The 16743-nt window shown below is 72.9% G+C and carries 18 protein-coding genes; 10 read left to right on the top strand and 8 right to left on the bottom strand.

Annotated elements, in window-relative coordinates:
• Positions 1-71: 71 nt before the first annotated feature.
• The gene (locus AC067U_RS02200) at positions 72-1079 is read left to right on the top strand and encodes a helix-turn-helix domain-containing protein (protein WP_478827683.1); all 1008 of its coding nucleotides are present in this window, start codon (positions 72-74) and stop codon (positions 1077-1079) included.
• On the opposite strand, the gene AC067U_RS02205 is transcribed toward AC067U_RS02200, so the two are convergent.
• The 3 genes from AC067U_RS02205 to AC067U_RS02215 form a co-directional block, all read right to left on the bottom strand.
• Positions 1066-2520 carry an NAD(P)/FAD-dependent oxidoreductase gene (locus tag AC067U_RS02205; protein WP_478827684.1) on the bottom strand — a complete coding sequence of 485 codons (1455 nt, stop codon included), beginning with the start codon at positions 2518-2520 and terminating at the stop codon, positions 1066-1068. The genes AC067U_RS02200 and AC067U_RS02205 overlap by 14 nt on opposite strands.
• Positions 2521-2654: 134 nt before the next feature.
• Positions 2655-3329, bottom strand: coding sequence for an HdeD family acid-resistance protein (locus AC067U_RS02210; protein ID WP_478827685.1), 675 nt, complete (start codon positions 3327-3329; stop codon positions 2655-2657).
• A gap of 61 nt (positions 3330-3390) precedes the next feature.
• Positions 3391-4230: a class II glutamine amidotransferase gene (locus tag AC067U_RS02215; protein ID WP_478827686.1), complete on the bottom strand. Its 840-nt coding sequence runs from the start codon at positions 4228-4230 to the stop codon at positions 3391-3393.
• A gap of 174 nt (positions 4231-4404) precedes the next feature.
• On the opposite strand from AC067U_RS02215, the gene AC067U_RS02220 reads away from it, so the two are divergent.
• The 5 genes from AC067U_RS02220 to AC067U_RS02240 all read left to right on the top strand — a co-directional run bounded on the left by AC067U_RS02220 (position 4405) and on the right by AC067U_RS02240 (position 6517).
• Positions 4405-4860, top strand: coding sequence for a DUF6325 family protein (locus tag AC067U_RS02220; protein WP_478827687.1), 456 nt, complete (start codon positions 4405-4407; stop codon positions 4858-4860).
• Between the two features lie 51 nt (positions 4861-4911).
• The gene (locus AC067U_RS02225) at positions 4912-5211 is read left to right on the top strand and encodes an SHOCT domain-containing protein (RefSeq protein WP_478827688.1); all 300 of its coding nucleotides are present in this window, start codon (positions 4912-4914) and stop codon (positions 5209-5211) included.
• Positions 5212-5283: 72 nt separating this feature from the next.
• Positions 5284-5451 carry a hypothetical protein gene (locus AC067U_RS02230; RefSeq protein WP_478828299.1) on the top strand — a complete coding sequence of 56 codons (168 nt, stop codon included), beginning with the start codon at positions 5284-5286 and terminating at the stop codon, positions 5449-5451.
• Positions 5448-6032 carry a cupin domain-containing protein gene (locus tag AC067U_RS02235; RefSeq protein WP_478828263.1) on the top strand — a complete coding sequence of 195 codons (585 nt, stop codon included), beginning with the start codon at positions 5448-5450 and terminating at the stop codon, positions 6030-6032. Before AC067U_RS02230 ends, AC067U_RS02235 begins: the two co-directional genes overlap by 4 nt.
• Positions 6029-6517 carry a nucleotide triphosphate diphosphatase NUDT15 gene (locus AC067U_RS02240; protein WP_478827689.1) on the top strand — a complete coding sequence of 163 codons (489 nt, stop codon included), beginning with the start codon at positions 6029-6031 and terminating at the stop codon, positions 6515-6517. The genes AC067U_RS02235 and AC067U_RS02240 overlap by 4 nt, the downstream gene beginning before the upstream one ends.
• Here AC067U_RS02240 and AC067U_RS02245 read toward each other — a convergent pair.
• From AC067U_RS02245 to AC067U_RS02265, 5 genes are all read right to left on the bottom strand, one after another.
• The gene (locus AC067U_RS02245) at positions 6514-6999 is read right to left on the bottom strand and encodes a hypothetical protein (RefSeq protein ID WP_478827690.1); all 486 of its coding nucleotides are present in this window, start codon (positions 6997-6999) and stop codon (positions 6514-6516) included. The two genes, AC067U_RS02240 and AC067U_RS02245, sit on opposite strands and share 4 nt — an antisense overlap.
• 2 nt (positions 7000-7001) lie before the next feature.
• A complete protein-coding gene (locus AC067U_RS02250; RefSeq protein ID WP_478827691.1) occupies positions 7002-7676 on the bottom strand; it encodes a GOLPH3/VPS74 family protein in 675 nt (224 codons plus the stop codon).
• 116 nt (positions 7677-7792) lie between these two features.
• The gene (locus AC067U_RS02255) at positions 7793-9859 is read right to left on the bottom strand and encodes a DHA2 family efflux MFS transporter permease subunit (RefSeq protein WP_478827692.1); all 2067 of its coding nucleotides are present in this window, start codon (positions 9857-9859) and stop codon (positions 7793-7795) included.
• Positions 9860-9974: 115 nt separating this feature from the next.
• The gene (locus AC067U_RS02260) at positions 9975-11327 is read right to left on the bottom strand and encodes a 6-phospho-beta-glucosidase (RefSeq protein WP_478827693.1); all 1353 of its coding nucleotides are present in this window, start codon (positions 11325-11327) and stop codon (positions 9975-9977) included.
• An 81-nt stretch (positions 11328-11408) separates the two neighbouring features.
• Complete coding sequence (locus tag AC067U_RS02265) at positions 11409-12404, bottom strand: helix-turn-helix domain-containing protein (protein WP_478827694.1); 996 nt, start codon at positions 12402-12404, stop codon at positions 11409-11411.
• 219 nt (positions 12405-12623) lie between these two features.
• On the opposite strand from AC067U_RS02265, the gene AC067U_RS02270 reads away from it, so the two are divergent.
• The 4 genes from AC067U_RS02270 (at position 12624) to AC067U_RS02285 (ending at position 16714) form a co-directional block, all read left to right on the top strand.
• On the top strand, positions 12624-13301 hold the full coding sequence (locus AC067U_RS02270) for a helix-turn-helix domain-containing protein (protein WP_478827695.1): 678 nt from the start codon (positions 12624-12626) through the stop codon (positions 13299-13301).
• A gap of 65 nt (positions 13302-13366) precedes the next feature.
• Positions 13367-13924 (top strand): toxin-antitoxin system, toxin component, encoded by a 558-nt coding sequence (locus AC067U_RS02275; protein WP_478827696.1) that lies wholly within the window; start codon positions 13367-13369, stop codon positions 13922-13924.
• A 154-nt stretch (positions 13925-14078) separates the two neighbouring features.
• The gene (locus AC067U_RS02280) at positions 14079-15272 is read left to right on the top strand and encodes an MAB_1171c family putative transporter (RefSeq protein ID WP_478827697.1); all 1194 of its coding nucleotides are present in this window, start codon (positions 14079-14081) and stop codon (positions 15270-15272) included.
• Positions 15269-16714, top strand: a complete 1446-nt coding sequence (locus AC067U_RS02285; protein WP_478827698.1) for an FAD-dependent oxidoreductase — start codon at positions 15269-15271, stop codon at positions 16712-16714. The genes AC067U_RS02280 and AC067U_RS02285 overlap by 4 nt, the downstream gene beginning before the upstream one ends.
• The last annotated feature ends 29 nt before the right edge of the window (positions 16715-16743 follow it).

A 16743-nucleotide genomic window follows, 5' to 3' on the forward strand; every position in this document is an offset into this window, starting at 1 on the left:
CTGCGCCGCCGAAAGATCCAGTACGGCCATCCTGGCCGGGCCGGGTGCTCGGCACGAGTGTCCGGAACGACATGACCCGTACAATTCCCGACGTGGACACCGTCACCGCGCACACCGTCGCCCTGGCCGTCACGGACGGGATGCTCCACTTCGAACTGGCCATGGCCCAAGAGGTCTTCGGGGGCCGGGCCCCGCTCGGGACGGACCCCCGCCGCTGGTACCGCACCGTCGTCTGCGGGCCGGGCCCCGTACGGGTCGGCCGGTTCCTGATGGAGCCCGACCACGGCCTGGAGCACCTGGCGCGGGCGGACACGGTGATCGTGCCGGGATGGGCGGATGTCGACGTGGACCCGCCCGCCGGTCTCGTCGACGCCGTCCGGGCGGCCCACGAGGCGGGCGCACGCGTGGCCTCCCTCTGTACGGGCGCGTTCGTCCTGGCCGCCGCCGGCCTGCTGGACGGCCGGCAGGCGACCACGCACTGGGTGCACGCCCCGGCCCTGACCTCCCGCCACCCCGCGGTCCGGGTGGACCCTGACGTCCTCTACGTGGACAGCGGCAGCGTGCTCACCTCCGCCGGCAAGGCGGCCGCCATGGACCTGTGCCTGCACCTCGTGCGCCTCGACCACGGCTCCACGGTCGCGAACGTGCTCGCCCGCCGGCTGGTCGTCCCGCCGCACCGGGGCGGCGGGCAGGCCCAGTTCGTCACGACCCCGGTGCCCGCCCCGGACAACCATCCGCTCGCCGACCTGTTCCCCTGGGTGCTCGCCCGGCTGGACCGCCCGCTGACCGTGGAGGACCTCGCCCGCCAGGCACGGATGAGCTCGCGCCACCTGGGCCGCCACTTCAGGACGGTGACCGGTACGACCCCGCTGCGATGGCTGCTCACCCAGCGGATCCGCCACGCGCAGGAGCTGCTGGAGACCACCGACGACAGCGTCGACACCATCGCGGGGGCCACCGGCATGGGGACCGCCACGACACTGCGCCGCCATTTCAACCGCACGGTCGGGGTGCCGCCGGACACCTACCGCCGTACCTTCCGCGCACGGACCCGTGAGCGGCTGCTCAGCACCCCGTGAGCTTCTCCCATTCGCCGCGGCTCGGCCCGCCCGCGTTCGGCACGTACCCCGGCCGGGCCGCCAGCCAGCGTGCGACGCGGGCGTGGACCTCCGGGTCCGCGTAGGCCCGTTCGGGTGACTCGATCAGGTGGCGGACCCGGGCCCGGGCCCGCATCACCTCGGGGTCGTCGAGCGCGCAGTCGAACAACGCGGCCCGCTCCCGCGCGGCCCCCGCCCGAACGGCCCGGGTCGTCCAGCGCTCCCCGATCGCCGCGTCGGCCGTGACCTGGAAGTCGAACCACGGTTTGAGGGTGCGTACCGCCCAGGCGTGGTGGTCGGCCGCGTACTGCTCCGTCCCCGGGTCGCGGCCGGCGGTACGGGCGACCCGCTGCGCCGCCCACAGCGCCAGTGACATGCCCTGGCCGAGGGTCGGGTTGGTGTGGGTGATGGTGTCGCCGACGGGCACGAGCCCGCTGACCACGGGGCCGTGTTCGTCGACGAGCGCGCTCCACCGGTTGTCCAGGCTGGCGGTGGCCCGTACGCCGGACAGCGGCTCGGCGCCGAGTCCGAGCCAGGCGGCACCGGGCGGGAAGGTGCGGGCGACCGCTTCGAAGACGGCCGGGCTGCGGAGGGCCGAACGGGTCGGGTCCTCGGTGTGCACGATCAGGGTGACCGCGAACACCCTGTTGTCCGCCGGGAACACCGCGCAGCCGGCGAAGGCGCCGCCGGTGACCGCCCACGGCCGGCGCGGGCCTTCCGTGCGCCCGTCGGGCAGCCGGTACCAGCGGCAGAAGTAGGCGAGTCCGGTGCGGTGCCGCTCCACGACGGCCGGACGGCAGCCGATGTCGGCGAGCCGGCGGTCGGCTCCGCCGCGCCGGCCGGCCGCGTCGACGACCAGGTCGCCGGTGTAGGAGCCGGAGGCGGTCCGCACCCCGGTGACCCGGACCGCTCCGGTCCGGACCCCGGCTTCCCGGACCCCGGCTTCCCGGACCCCGGCCTCCTGGACCCCGGGGATCCGGCCTCCCGCCGTCAGCAGTCCTTCGACCGGCCTGCCGTGACGGATGACCACACCCGGTTCGGCGCGCAGGGCGGAGACGAGGGCGCTCTCCAGCACGATGCGCCGGGCCTGCAGCATGACCAGGTCCTCGTCGCCCGGGCGGGCGGGCGGCCGCTCGTCGAACCAGTCCAGTTCGTGCCGCTCGGTCGCGCCGAGCCGGAGCATGTCGGCGTGGACGTCCGGGAGTTCCGTACGCAGCACCTTGCGGGCGGCGCCCAGGATCACGTGCGGCTGGGCGGCCTGGGGGACCGCCGTCCGCCGCCAGCCGAAGAAGTCCCGGTCGAGTGCGGAGCCCGGAGCCCGGGAGTCCTGCTCGAACAGCTCCGCGGTGTGGCCGTGCCGTGCGGCGAGCAGCGCGGTGGCGAGCCCTCCGACACCGCCTCCGATGACCAGCACGTGTGCCATGCCGTCCCCCCTGTTCCCCCTGGGCGTCCCCCGGGCCGTACGACGATCGGACCGCCCAGAGCCTGCGCTCCGCCACGGTGGCCGAAACCCGCGAGTGCGGGCGGGACGGTACGGCGCCCCTCCCCGACCGCCTGTCAGCTGCGGCGGAGCGCTGAACGCACGGCGAACGCGCCGACGAGCTCCGCCACGCCGAGCAGGACGAGCCACAGGCCGAGCAGCCGGGTCAGGGCGACGGCGGACTCGATCGGCAGGCAGAGCACGACGATGCCCGCGACGACTCCGAGCAGGGCGACACCGAAGGTGAAGCCGCGGTGCGGAAGGTCCTTGATCACGACGGCCCGGCAGGCGCCCAGCATGCCGGAGACGAGCCACACCATGCCGGTGATCAGCGCCAGGACGGTGATGGTCTGCTGGGGTCCGCGCAGGACCAGCACTCCGGCGACGACGAACACCACCGCCGCCAGCAGCGTCGGCCACCGCTCGCCGTGCTCGTGCCGCGAGAACGCCGACACGAACCGGAACACGCCGGCCACCAGCAGGTACAGGCCGATGATGACGGCCAGGATGTGCAGGGTCTCGTCCGGCCACACCAGGACGAGGACGCCGGCGACCAGGGTGACGAGGGCCGAGCCCAGGGCCCACTTCCACGAGGCTCCCAGTGCCGACAGCCCGTCGAACGGGTCGGCCTGTACGTCGGCCCGGACGGCTGCGGCCACGTCCTCGAAGGCACGGTCGGGAGGCGGTTCCGGTTCGGGTCCCTGTCCCTGTCCCTGTCCCTGTCCGGGCTCCGGTTGTCGGGGCATGCTCATTTCTCCTCCTTCGGGCCTGGTCTCGTGGCTTCCGGGCTTCCGGGCTTCCGGGCATCGGCCGTCAGGCCGGCACCGGGGCGAACGGGTGGAGTGAGTCCTGGCCTTCGTGCACGATCCCGTAGCTGTGCTCCGGCACCTCGTTCCAGGCGCCGGGAAGGTCTCCGAGAGGCTCCGACACGATGAGCCGGGTGTCGTCGGACACCTCCCGAAGGATCGAGGCATCCGGGTGCAGCGCCCGCAGGGAGTCCACCCTGGTGCTGTAGTAGAGCGAACGGGCGGTCCCCTCACTGGCGTAGCGGAAGGCCCACACCGTCGTGCCGTTCGTCACGGCGACGGTCATCTGCATGGGAGCGGCGACGCCGTGTTCGTGGCCGGTCCGTTCCACCAGCCCGACCATCCGGGCCACCGCCCGGGGCGGGTCGTCCTCCAGGCCGAAGGTCAGGGCGAGGAAGAACATCAGCTCCGAGTCCGTGGTGCCCTCGATGTCCAGGAACAGCCAGGGGTCGACGGCCAGACACAGCTCCCTGCGCATCTCGTGGAAGCCGGCGATGGAGCCGTTGTGCATCCACATCCAGCGGCCGTGCCGGAAGGGATGGCAGTTCGTCTGCTGCACGGCCGTGCCGGTCGAGGCCCGGATGTGTGCGAAGAGCAGGTGGGACTTCGTGTGCTGGGCGATCTCGTGCAGGTTGCGGTTGTTCCACGCGGGGCCGATGTCACGCAGGATCGCAGGGGTGTCGTTGCCGGATTCCGGGGCGTACCAGCCGATGCCGAACCCGTCTCCGTTGGTCGTCTCGACACCCATGCGCGCGTGGAGGCTCTGGTCGATCAGGGAGTGCTTGGGCTGGTAGAGGATGGTGTCGAGGAGCAGGGGCGTTCCGGAGTAGGCGAGCCACCGGCACATGATCGATCACTCCACTTCCGTGGTCTGAGAAGGCCTCCCGATTCCGAGCATCGGTACGCGTCCGGGCCCGTGCATCACCCGCCGGGGGTGATCCCCCGCCGCCCGGCCGGTGCCTACGCTCGTGGCCGTGTGAGGCGTCCCGGGCTCGTTCCGGGCCTTGCGACAGGAGCTGACGTGACCAGTGAAACCACCGACCCGCTCCACGAGGTGGGTCCCATCGACTACCTGATTGTCGAGTTCCCGGGCAGCCACCTGACCGGTGAGGGGATGCCGCTGCTGATCGACCTGGTCGACCGCGGAATCATCCGGATCCTCGACCTGTCATTCTTCACGAAGGACGCGGACGGCACGGTTCGCGGCCTGGAACTCGCCGATGTGACGGGCGACGGGCAGCTCGACATGACCGTCTTCGAAGGGGTCTCCTCCGGGCTCCTCGGCGACGAGGACCTCTCCGAGGCGGGTTCCCTCCTGAAGCCGGGGGACTCCGCCGCCGTGCTCCTCTACGAGAACCTGTGGGCCGCGCCGCTGGCCGCCGCGCTGCGCCGGGCCGACGCCCGGATGATCGCGAGCGGGCGCGTGCCGGTCCAGGACGTGATCGAGGCGCTGGACGCGCTCGAGTCCGCGGGCTGACGCCCCGCTTCGCCCCGCGTTCCCCATCCGCTCCGACCAAGGCAGGCAACCATGCCCGGACTCCTTCGCGGCGTCGCGCGCACCGCAGTCGTCGCCGGAACGGCCACCGCCGTCTCCAACCGTGTCTCACGCCGCCAGGCGGGCCGCTGGGCCGGCCAGGCCGAACAACAGCAGCAGTACGCCGCCCCGCCGCCGCAGCAGGCCCCGCCGCCGCCCGCGGCCGCCGCACCCGCCGCCGTGGGCATGGAGGACAAGATCGGCCAGCTCAAGGAGCTCTCGGAGCTCAAGGACCAGGGCATCCTCACCGAGGAGGAGTTCGCCGCGCAGAAGGCCCGCATCCTCAACAGCTGACCCGGCCCCGGCCCGCCCACCCCGCACGGTTGACAAACCCGCTTGCCGGACCGGCAAATAGGATCATGGCCGATGGCGCGCGGAACGAGCGGGAAGGACCGGGTGGACCGGGTGGACCGGGTGGACACCATGGTCGACAAGGTCGACAAGGTCGGCATGGACAACATGGCCGGAGCGGCCCCGACCACGCCCACCAGGACGACCGCAACGCCCCGGACGACGGGTTCGCCGAGGTCCTGACCGCCGTGGGCCCGCGGCTGCGGGCCCTGCGCCGGGCGCGCGGCACCACCCTCGCCCAGCTCAGCGAGGCCACCGGCATCTCGCTCTCCACCCTGTCCCGGCTGGAGTCGGGACAGCGGCGGCCCACCCTGGAGCTGCTGCTGCCGCTCGCCAAGGCGCACCGGGTGGCGCTCGACGAGCTGGTGGGCGCGCCCGAGACCGGGGATCCGCGGATCCGCGCGAAGCCGTTCGTCCGCAACGGCCGCACCCATGTGCCGCTGACCCGGAGCCTGGGCGGGATGCAGGCCTTCAAGACCATCCTGCCGCCGGCGCCCCCGGGCGCCCGACCGCCCGAACAGCAGGTGCACGAGGGGTACGAGTGGCTGTACGTGCTCTCCGGGCGGCTGCGGCTGCTGCTGGGCGAGCACGACCTGGAGCTGAGCGCGGGCGAGGCGGCCGAGTTCGACACCAGGACCCCGCACATCTTCTTCAACGCCGGGCCGCAGCCGGTGGAATTCCTCAGCCTGTTCGGGCCCCAGGGCGAGCGCATGCACGTCCGGGCCCGGCCGAAGGACCGCGACCGTACGGAAGGACTCCGATGACCACCGAACCACCGCACCCGGAACGCCAGCGCCCCGAACGGGCCGACCCCAAGCCGAACGCCGTCGTGGGGGTCGGCCTGATCGTGCTGGGCGCCGACGGCCGGCTGCTGCTCGGCCAGGCGCACGACGGGCGCTGGGAACTGCCGGGCGGCAAGGTGGACCCGGGCGAGGGCTTCGAGCAGGCCGCCGCGCGCGAGCTCGCCGAGGAGACCACCCTGCGCGTGGACGCGGCGGCGGTGCGGGTACTCGCCGTGCGGATCGACTCGGCGGCCGGCATCACCCGGCTCACGGCGGCCGCGGTGACCGAGTCCGCCGAGGGCACCCCGTCGGTCACCGAACCGCACAAGATCACCCGCTGGGACTGGTTCGCCCCCCAGCAGATCCCGCACGCCCTGTACGCGCCCTCGGCGGGTGTCCTGCGCACCTGGCGCCCCGACCTGACCTCCCTCCCCGAGGTCTCCTCACACGGCTATCCGACCCGCTAGGTGTGCTGTCCGGGCAGGTTGAGCCGCCCGGCCCTCGCCTCCAGGGCGCTCGGCTCGGGGTCCTCGTACCACCTGAACTGGCCCAGGCGGACCGTACCGTCGGCCCCGTGGTGGGTGTCGTGCACGCGCGGAACGAGCCACCGGAGCAGTTCCGCCACCTGCTCCGCCTCGTCCGGGTGCAGCTCGGTCCGGGAGGTCAGCGACCAGCCGCCGCCGGGCAGGCCGGTACGGGCGGTCAGGGTCGAGCCGAGAGTGCCTCCCGCCTTCCAGGCGTCTCCGCTGCCGGCCAGCAGCGGACGGGGGTCGTTCTCGATCCGCGGGTTCCCGTCGTCGTCGACCACCACGAACGGGAAGTCGGTGACGACGGTCAGGCGCTCAGGCTCCGGACCGAGGCCCAGGTGCCAGCGCAGTTCGGCGAGTTCCTGTGCGGACAGCCCGTCCCGCAGGTCGACCCTCACCAGCAGCTCGTGGATGTCGCTCATCCTCAGGACACCGCCGCCGCAACGGCCGCGGCGCCGGCGACGGTCACGGCCGCCTGCATGGCCAAGATGGCCTGGCGGAGGCTCTCGGCGGCCCATTCTCCGGCCGCGATCTCCGCCATCCGCGGTACCACCTGCTTGCGCGGCACGTCCGGGAACGCCAGGCGGTGCAGTTCGGCGGAGTGGAGGAGCGCGATCAGGCCGGCCGTACGCTCGTCCGGTTCCGCGGTGCCGCCCAGCACGGCCGCCGTCAGCCGGGCGCGGAGCTCGTGTTCGACCGAACCGTCCGCCTCCGGGTAGCGGCGGACCGGGAACAGGCCCAGCACCTTGCGCCGCTCCTCGGCCACCAGGCCGCGCTCGGCCAGCCGCGCCAGGACGGCGCCCACCGCCTTGGTGCTGTCCTTGGTCAGCCAGTCCGTGATGCGGCGCTTGCTGCGGCCCCGCATCCAGGTCTGCAGCAGTGCGAGCCGACCGTCGAGCAGCGGGTCGCCGGCCGGCGTCCTGTCGGCCACTTCGAGGTACTTGCCGCTGACCGCCACCCGTCCCGCCATGACCAGTTCCAGGAGCAGGGCGCCTGCGACGGCCCAGCCCGCTGCCTGGCGCGAGCGGGCCCAGCCGGACTCGTCGTCCAGCGACAGCAGCATGATCTCCTCGGCCAGCGTGACCCGCGCGACGGTCATATGGCTCCCCCCGGCTTCCGGCTTGCGTTCCGCGTGTCGCTCACCAGGTGAGACGAATGCGTGTGGTGATCGGTTCCCCCTCGGCTGTTCCGCGCGCCGCGCTCACCGGCCCGCGCTCACCGGCTCCCCGCGGTCGCCGCCCTCGGCGCGAAGTTGCCCTCGCCCAGGTCCTCGGCGAGCAGCCGTTTGGCGATCGCGTCAGCCGCCGCCCGGAGTTCGGCGCTGCGCGGCCGGCCGCGGTCCTTCTCCAGCCGGTCGCCCAGCCACCTCGCCCACGCGTCCGAGATCACCGCGGCCTCCCGCCGGCCGCCTTCCGTCAGTGAGAAGTACGTGCCCTCGTGGGTCACGTAGCCCTCCTCGACCATCCGGTCGAAGACCGGCAGCAGCACCTCCGGCGGAACCGAGCGCCGGCCCGCGATCAGCCCCAGGCTGGCGTGGCCCACCGTCCGGGTCAGCAGGTCCACCTGCATCACCGCCCAGGCTCCCGCGATGTCCAGGCGGGTGTCGGAGGCGTTCACGATCTCCCGCGCGGTGTCCGGACCCATGTTCCGTACGAGTTTGCCGACCGCGAGCTCCAGCAGTTTGGCCGAGTCCCCGGAGGCGGTGGCCGGCGAGGCGAACCCGTCGCCCATGTCGGTGGAGGCCACCCGGGCGCTGTCGCGCAGTCTGACCTCCTTGAGGAACAGGGCCATCACGAAGCCGAACACGGCGACCGGCACGGTCCACAGGAAGACGGTGTGCAGGGCGTCCGCGTAAGCGCCGACGATCGGGGCGGCGGCCGTCGGGTCCAGGGCGTGCACGCCCTTCGGGCTGTCCGCGGCCGCGCCCAGCGCCGCCGGGTCCGCGCCGGTGGCCCGGGCGGCCTCGGCGACGGCGGCCCGCAGCGCGGGCTGCAGGCTGTTCGCGTAGAGGGTGCCGAAGACGGCCGCGCCGAAGGAGCTGCCGAGCGTACGGAAGAAGGTGACGCCGGAGGTGGCGGTTCCCAGGTCGGCGTAGTCCACGGTGTTCTGCACGGCGATCGTCAGGACCTGCATGGCCAGGCCGATGCCGACACCCAGCACGAACATGTACAGCGACTGCAGCCAGGCGCTCGTCCCGACGCGCATCAGCGACAGCAGGTAGAGGCCGAGACCCATCACCACGGTGCCGACGATGGGGAACACCCGGTACCGCCCGGTCCGGCCGGTGACGGTGCCGCTGAGGACCGAGGCCAGCAGCAGGCCGATGACCAGCGGCAGGGTCCGTACGCCGGAGACGGTGGCCGAATCCCCGTCCACGTACTGGAGGTAGGTCGGCAGGAAGGTCATCGCGCCGAGCATGGCGAAGCCGACCACGAAGCTGAGCACCGAGCAGACGCTGAACACCTGGTTCCGGAACAGCCTCATGGGCAGCATGGGTTCCGCGGCCCGGGTTTCGGCCAGGCAGAACAGCGCCAGGGCCGCCGCGCCGAGCACGAACAGGCCGACGATGACCGGGGACCCCCACGCGTATTCGTTGCCGCCCCAGCTGGTGGCCAGGACCAGCGCTCCGGAGCCGACCGCCACCAGCGCGATCCCGAGGTAGTCGATCACCGGCCGGGTGGTCGGCCGTACCGAGGGGATGGTCCGGGCGGCGGCGATCACCACCAGGATCGCGAGGGGCACGTTGACGTAGAAGGCCCAGCGCCAGCTGAGGTGATCGGTGAACAGTCCGCCCAGGAGCGGCCCGATGACGGTCGCGATGCCGAACACGGCGCCGATGGCGCCCTGGTACTTGCCGCGTTCCCGGAGCGGGACCACGTCCGCGATCAGGGCCATGGAGGTGACCATGAGGCCGCCCGCGCCGATGCCCTGCAGGCCCCGCCACAGGATGAGCATGGTCATGTCGGGGCTGAGTCCGCACAGGAAGGAGCCGGTGATGAAGACCACCGCGGAGATCTGGAAGACGATCTTCCGGCCGAACAGGTCGCCGAACTTGCCCACCAGCACCGTGGCGATGGTTTCGGCCAGCAGGTAGGAGGTGACCACCCAGGACATGTGGGCGGCCCCGCCCAGGTCTGCCACGATCGTTGGCAGAGCGGTGCCGACGATGGTCTGGTCGAGGGCGGCCAGCAGCACCCCGAGCATGATCGTGCCGAACACGATGTTGCGCCGCCGCCGGTCCAGGACGGGTGGCGCCGTGGCAACGGCCGGGGCAGTGGTCACACCGGCACTCTCACAGCGCCCCGGACGCACCGCATGCGGCAGTGCGCCGTACGGACTAGAGGTGTCCGCCTACGCCCGTCGGCACGGGGAGGCCATCAGTAGCACGGGGAGGCCATCAGCGCAGGTAGGCCAGCCCCGGATGCCCCGCCGCGTACCCGTCCAGCAGCCGGCGGGCCACCGCGACCGAGTCCACCAGCGGGTGCAGGGCGAAGGCCTTGACGGCCGTGGCCCGGGACCCGCTGCGGGCCGCGGCCAGTACCTCGCGCTCCACCGCCTTGACCGCCGTGACCAGGCCCACCGCGTGGTACGGCAACGGGGCCACGGCCACCGGGCGGGCGCCGTTGGCATCCACCAGACAGGGCACCTCGATCACCGCCGCCTCGTCGAGCACGCCGAGCACGGAGCGGTTGCGGACGTTGAGGATCAGGGTGGTCCGCTCATCCCGCGCGATGGCCCGCATCAGCGCCAGGGCCACCTGCTCGTAGCCGCCGGACTCCAGGTCGTCGGCGGCGCGCTCGCCCGCGCCGGCCGTCTCCCGGTTCTCCGCCATGTACGTGGCCTCGCGCTCGGCCCGGGTGCGGTCCCAGGCGGCCAGCGCCTCGCCGGCCGGGAGGCCCGGCCGGTCCGCGTCCGCGTAGAAGGCCCGCTGCTGGTCCCGCAGGAAGGCCCCGCGGGTCTGCTTCGCCTCCTGGTAGGCGCGGACCGTCTCGCGGTTGAAGTAGTAGTAGTGGAGGTACTCGTTCGGGACGGCGCCGAGCGAACGCAGCCATTCCGCACCGAACAGCCTGCCCTCCTCGAAGGACTCCAGCGCGGCGTCGTCGGCCAGCAGCGCGGGCAGCCGGTCGCGGCCCCCGAGGTGGAGGCCTCGCACCCAGCCGAGGTGGTTCAGGCCGACGTAGTCGATCCACGCCTCGGCCGGACGTTCGGCGCCCAGCGCCCGCGCGATGCGGCGGCCCAGTCCGACCGGGGAGTCGCAGATGCCGATGACCCGGTCGCCCAGGACCTCCTGCATCGCCTCGGTGACCAGACCGGCCGGGTTGGTGAAGTTGATGACCCAGGCGTCCGGGGCCGTCCGGGCGATCCGGGCGGCGATCTCCCGGGCGACCGGCACCGTCCGCAGGCCGTACGCGATACCGCCCGCGCCCACCGTCTCCTGGCCCAGCACGCCCTCGGCCAGGGCCACCCGCTCGTCTGTGGCCCGCCCGTCGAGCCCGCCGACCCGGACGGCCGAGAAGACGAAGTCGGTGCCGCGCAGGGCCTCGTCGAGGTCACCGGTGGCGGTCACGGCCGGGGCGCCGGGCACTCCCCCGGCCTGGTCGGCGAGGACCCGCATGATGGCGGTGAGCCGGGCCTGGTCCTCGTCGTACAGGGTGACGTGGGTGACCCGCCCCTCCCTCCGGTCGCCGAGCAGGGCCCGGTAGACCAGCGGGACCCGGAAACCGCCCCCGCCGAGGATCGTCAGCCGCACGGCCCTACCGCCCTTCGTCGACAGCCCGCGTGTCCGTGTCCCCAGTCTTGCCCACGGAGGGGCTGGGTCGTAAGAGACGGCCTAGGCAAGCGGGGGCACGGCGCGCAGCCGGCGGCCGGACGCCTGCGGTCCGCCGTGGGCGATGGGGGCCGGGCCGGGCGCGGCGCCCTGCGGGGCCGAGAGGACCAGGGTGATCCGGGTGAGCCCCATGGCGTCCAGCATCCGGCCGCTCTCGCACACCACCCGGCAGCGGACCACGCCGCGGCCCGGGTCGGGGTGGCGTACGGCGAGGACGGCTCCGTCGCGCTCGGCGGCCTCGGGGCCGTACGTGCTCAGCCAGTGCGGCACTCCGTAGCGGTACGCGGCCTCCATGAACGGGTCGCGGGCCACCTCCTGGCGGATGCTGCGCAGGCCCTCGTCCTCGGGTGCGGCGGCGAGCGCGTTGGCGAACTGGGCGAGCAGCGGAACGCACCAGGCCGGCTCGTGGTCCTCCAGCACGGCGGCCGCGTCGGGGTGGAACAGGACGAACCGGAGGAAGTTGTCGTCCGGCAGCGCGGTGGGGTGCGGGCGGACGGCTTGAAACAGCTGGTCGAAGGCGGAGTTGGTGAGGGCCACGTCCCAGCGGTGGTCGATCAGGAAGGACGGGTAGGGGACGGACTCCATGAGGGCGGCGTAGTCGCGCAGGTAGTCGCGCTGCACCGGGTCCTCGGGGAGGCGGCTCTCCTCGGGGGCGCGCCAGGTCGGCGGCGGGTCGCGGTCGACCATCACGCGGAACAGCCAGAAGCACTGGCGCTCGCTCATCTCCAGCGCCTCGGCCAGGGCGAGCAGTTTGCGGTCCGTCCACTCCTTGACCAGTCCGCGTTCCCAATTGCCGTACGCACGGACGCTGATGCGGAGGCGGGAGGCCACGTCCTCCTGGCTGAGCCCCAGTTCCTCGCGGCGCCGGCGCAAGATCTCCTTGCGGCGTTCCAGCCGCACTGCTCCCCGTCCGGGCTCGTCGCCCGCGGGGATGTCCTCACCTGTCCGGGTGGCATGGGAGAGGCCGTTGGATGGGCTCACCGCTGCGAGATGTGGCACCGAGAGCTCCCCCTTCTCGCGGTCTGGATCTTCGTTTCCGTGTGGCGATCCTGCTACCCACGTCATTCGAGTGTCAACTATTGTGGCAATTCCAGCCCCTTGACAGCAGAATCACGCCACAGCTGTGGCAAGTTCTAGCCCTACGCTGGTTGACCGGCTAGCCTCCAGGGGGCCAACCACGTGTCCGAACCGACCTCGCGTGATCTAGGAGAACCACTGGTGACAGACGGCTTCCCGGCTCCCGGAGCGGTGGCCACCGTGCCTCTGGCAGCCACCGCCGCGCGCGTCGCCGAACTCGCGGACAAACTCGGGCGCGACCAGGCCGAGGTCTTCGACCTGCGTCGGCTCTCGGAGGCGTCCGGAGTACCGGCCGACGTGGTCAAGGCCCTGCTCGACGGCAGGACGGCCGGTGAACCAGATCTGCAGACCCGGTTCCTGCAGCGCCTGGACCTGCTCCGGCGCACCCGGGTCAAACCCAACGGCCGCCGCTACACCCAACAGGAGATCGCCGACGGCGCGGCGATGTCCCGCCAGCAGGCGGGTGCGCTGATCAACGGCGACCGGCGGCCCACGATGGAGCACTGCGACGCCATCCAGCGCTTCTTCGGGGTACACGCCGGCTTCCTCACCGCGCACGACGCCGACGCCCTCACCGACGCGCTGCTGCGCACCGAGCAGCAGCTCCTCCAGGACTTCGCGGACCGCGAGCGGGAACGGGAGTCGGCGCGCGCCGCCGCCTCCGGGGCCGCGGACGACCCGCTGGCCCGCCTGCTGCAGAACCACGGAGTGCGGGGCATCGCCTGGCGCGCCGCCCAACTGCCCAGCGACAAACACCGGGACAAGGTGACCGAATGGCTGGACCTGCTTCTTGAAAGCGTGAAATCAACCGAGTCCTGACCCAGTCGAACGTCTGGGTCTGATCCTTCAAGTCCTGATCCGGATCCGCTCCGACGGGGAGAACGGTGAGCATAGGCAGAGAGCAGCGGCGGCTGTGCGGGGAGCTGGTTGCCGGCATCGGGCTGTCCGCTCCCGTGGAACCCGTGGACCTCTACACGGCCCTGTGCGAGGGCATGAGCCGGCACCGCGGCCGCAGAGTGGACTTCCGGATGGCCTCGTTCCCGCCCGGCACCGCCAGCGGTCTCTGGCTCGACATGCCGGACCGGGACCTGGTCGTGATCGAGGAGCGCACCGCGCCCGACCACCAGCTGGTGATCCTCGGCCACGAGCTGTGGCACATGAAGGCGGGGCACTGCAGCCACCACGTGGACGGGGCGGCGGTCGCCGCGCGCCTGCTGTCCACCGAGGCCGACCTCACCGAGACGGTGCGCCGGGTCGCCGCCCGCACCCGGGCGGACGTCCGCGAGGAGACCGAGGCGGAGAGCTTCGGCCTGCTCCTGGGCAGCAAGTGCCGTCCGTGGCTGGCCGGTTCCGCGAGCCACCGGGCCCCGGGCCGGCGGGACGAGCTCGCGGGGCGGATCGAGGCCTCGCTCGGCTACCGGGGTCCCAGGACGGACCGTTGAAGGACACGGTGAACGGCACGACAGCGGCACGCGACACGGAAGCGGCACGGCACACGGCAGCGGCACGCGACACGGCCCCGGCATCCGACACGTACCCGGTCGGGAGAACGTCGCCGGCCAGGCACACGCCCCCGGTCGGGGGCACCGTCCGGTGATGACGGGAGCCGACTACTACATCCCGGCCATGGCACTGGGCATCTCGCTCGTCTTCAAGCTGCCGGCCCTCCGCCACAACTGGCGCGATCCGCTGCTGCGGTCCGTGTGCTCCCTGCTGGTCCTGGCCGCCGCGGTGTTCACCTTCGCCGCGCCGCCGACGATCGCCGCGGTCAACCGCTGGAGCGGCATCTCCAACTTCTCCGCCCCGCTGGTGTACTGCCTGATCACCGCCTTCAGCGCGTCCTGCCTGGTACTGATCGTCAACTGGCGCGGCGGGCCGCCCGAGCGCACCCGCCAGATCTCCCGGCGCTGGATCCTCGGCTACGGCTGCGTGATCGCGGCGCTGATCGTGCTGTTCGCGCTCGGCGAGGCGCCGGTGGAGCGGCTGCGCGACCTCGACACGTACTACGCCGGGACGCCCTTCATCCGCGAGATGATCGTGCTGTACCTGGTGGCGCACACGGTCGCCGCCCTGGTGATGACCGCCATGTGCTGGCGGTGGTCGCTCCGGGTGCGCGGCTGGCTGCGCCTGGGCCTGACCGTGATAGTCGTCGGCTACCTCTTCAACCTCGGCTACGACCTCACCAAGTTCACCGCCGTGTTCGCCCGCTGGGCCGGCCACGACCTGGACGCGCTCAGCACCTACGCCGCCCCGCCGATCGCCTCCGTCGGCGCGCTGATCAGCGCCATCGGTTTCGTACTGCCCCTGCTCTGCCAGCACCTCTCCGACAACTGGCGGGCCTGGTCCACGTACTGCCGGCTCGGCACCCTGTGGCGCGAGCTGCGCGCCGCCGGACCGCCCGCCACCGCCACCGCGGGAGTCCGGATGTCCTGGTGGTCTCCGGCCGAACTGCGCGTGATCCAACGCGAGTCCGACATCCACGACGGATTCCTCCAACTGGGCCCCTACTTCGACCAGGAGCAGCGGGCCCTGGCACTCCGACAGGCCGAGGACGCCGGTGCCGACCCGGCGACCGCCCGGGCCGTCGCGGACGCCGCCATGGTCGCGGCCGCCGTCCGGGCGTCCGCGGCCGACCCCGAGGGCAAGATCATCGGCTCGAGCCAGGAGAGCGGGCTCGACATCGCCGAGGGCCCTCGCGATCTCGTTCGTATTTCACACGCTCTGCGGCATTCACCGGTGGTAGCAGCGGTCCGCAGCAGAGCGGCCATGGCAGGGAGCACCCTTCGATGACCGACGCAAGCAGAGGCCGCGACGGCCGGACCGACCGCCACGCCGTGGTGATCGGCGGCGGACTGGCCGGCATGCTGTCCGCCGCCGCCCTCGACGGGCACGCCGACCGGGTGACCGTCATCGACCGGGACACCCTGCCCGACGCGCCGGAACCGCGCCGCGGCCTGCCCCAGGCTCACCACGCCCACCTGCTGTGGTCGGGGGGCGCCCGGGCCATCGAGCAACTGCTGCCCGGCACCGCCGACCGCTGGACCGCGGCCGGCGCGCGGCGCATCCCGCTGCCCACCGGGCTGGTCTCCATGTCGGCCGCCGGCTGGCTCCGCCGCTTCCCCGAGATGCAGTTCCTGATCGCCTGCAGCCGTGACCTCCTCGACTGGACGGTCCGCGAACAGCTCGTCCGCCGACCCTCGGTGACGGTGCTGGAGCGCGCCGAGCTGCTGGAGCTCCGGGGCGGGGCCGGGCGGGTCACCGGAGTCCGGATCCGCGAGGAGGACGGCACGGAACGGGTGCTGGACGCCGACCTGGTGGTCGACGCGAGCGGGCGCGGCTCCCGCGCCCCCCAGCTGCTGCGGGAACTCGGCATCGGCCCGGTGGAGAGCGAGGAGGTCGACTCCGGGCTCGCCTACGCCAGCCGGATCTTCCGCGCCCCCGCCGGCACCGAGGACTACCCGCTGGTGAACGTCCAGTCGGACGCCCGCGTCCCGGTGCCCGGCCAGACCGCGACGATCGTCCCGATCGAGGGCGGCCGCTGGCTGGTCACCCTCTCCGGCACCCGGGGCGGCCAGCCGACCGCCGCGGCGGAGGAGTTCGAGGCCTTCGCCCGCGGGGTGCGCCACCCCGTCGTGGGCGAGCTCATCGCGCGGGCCGAGCCGATCACCGACGTGGTCGTGACCCGGTCGACGGTCAACCGCCGCCACTTCCTGGAGCGGGTGGCGGACTGGCCCGACGGGTTCGTCGTGCTCGGCGACGCGGTCGCCACGTACAACCCGGTCTACGGGCACGGCATGTCGGTGGCCGCGAAGGGCGCCGTGGCGATGCGCGAGGAACTGGACCGCTCCGGCCTCGGCGCGCCGGGTCTCGCCCGCCGGGTGCAGAAGGCGATCGCCCGCCCGGTGGCGACCGCCTGGGACCTGGCGACGGCGACGGACATCCTCTACCCGGGCGCCAAGGGCAAGCAGCCCGGGCGCGGCGGCGCCCTGGTCCGCCGGTACATGGACCGGCTGATGCTGACCGCGACCAGCAGGCCGCTGGTCACCAGGACCCTGTTCGACGTGATGACCCTGTCCGCGCCGCCGCAGGCGCTGCTGCGGCCGGAGGTGGCCCTCGCCGTGGCGCGCGGGCCGCGCCGGGAGCCGCTCGCGGAACCGCCGCTCACCGAGGGCGAGCGGCGGTGCGTGGAACGTGCGGAGGCCGTGCCCGAGGAGACCGGCACCGGGGCCTGAGCGGAAGGGCGGAGCGGGGCCGGAGCGGC

It is taken from the genome of Streptomyces sp. NPDC043853, from assembly GCF_056436025.1.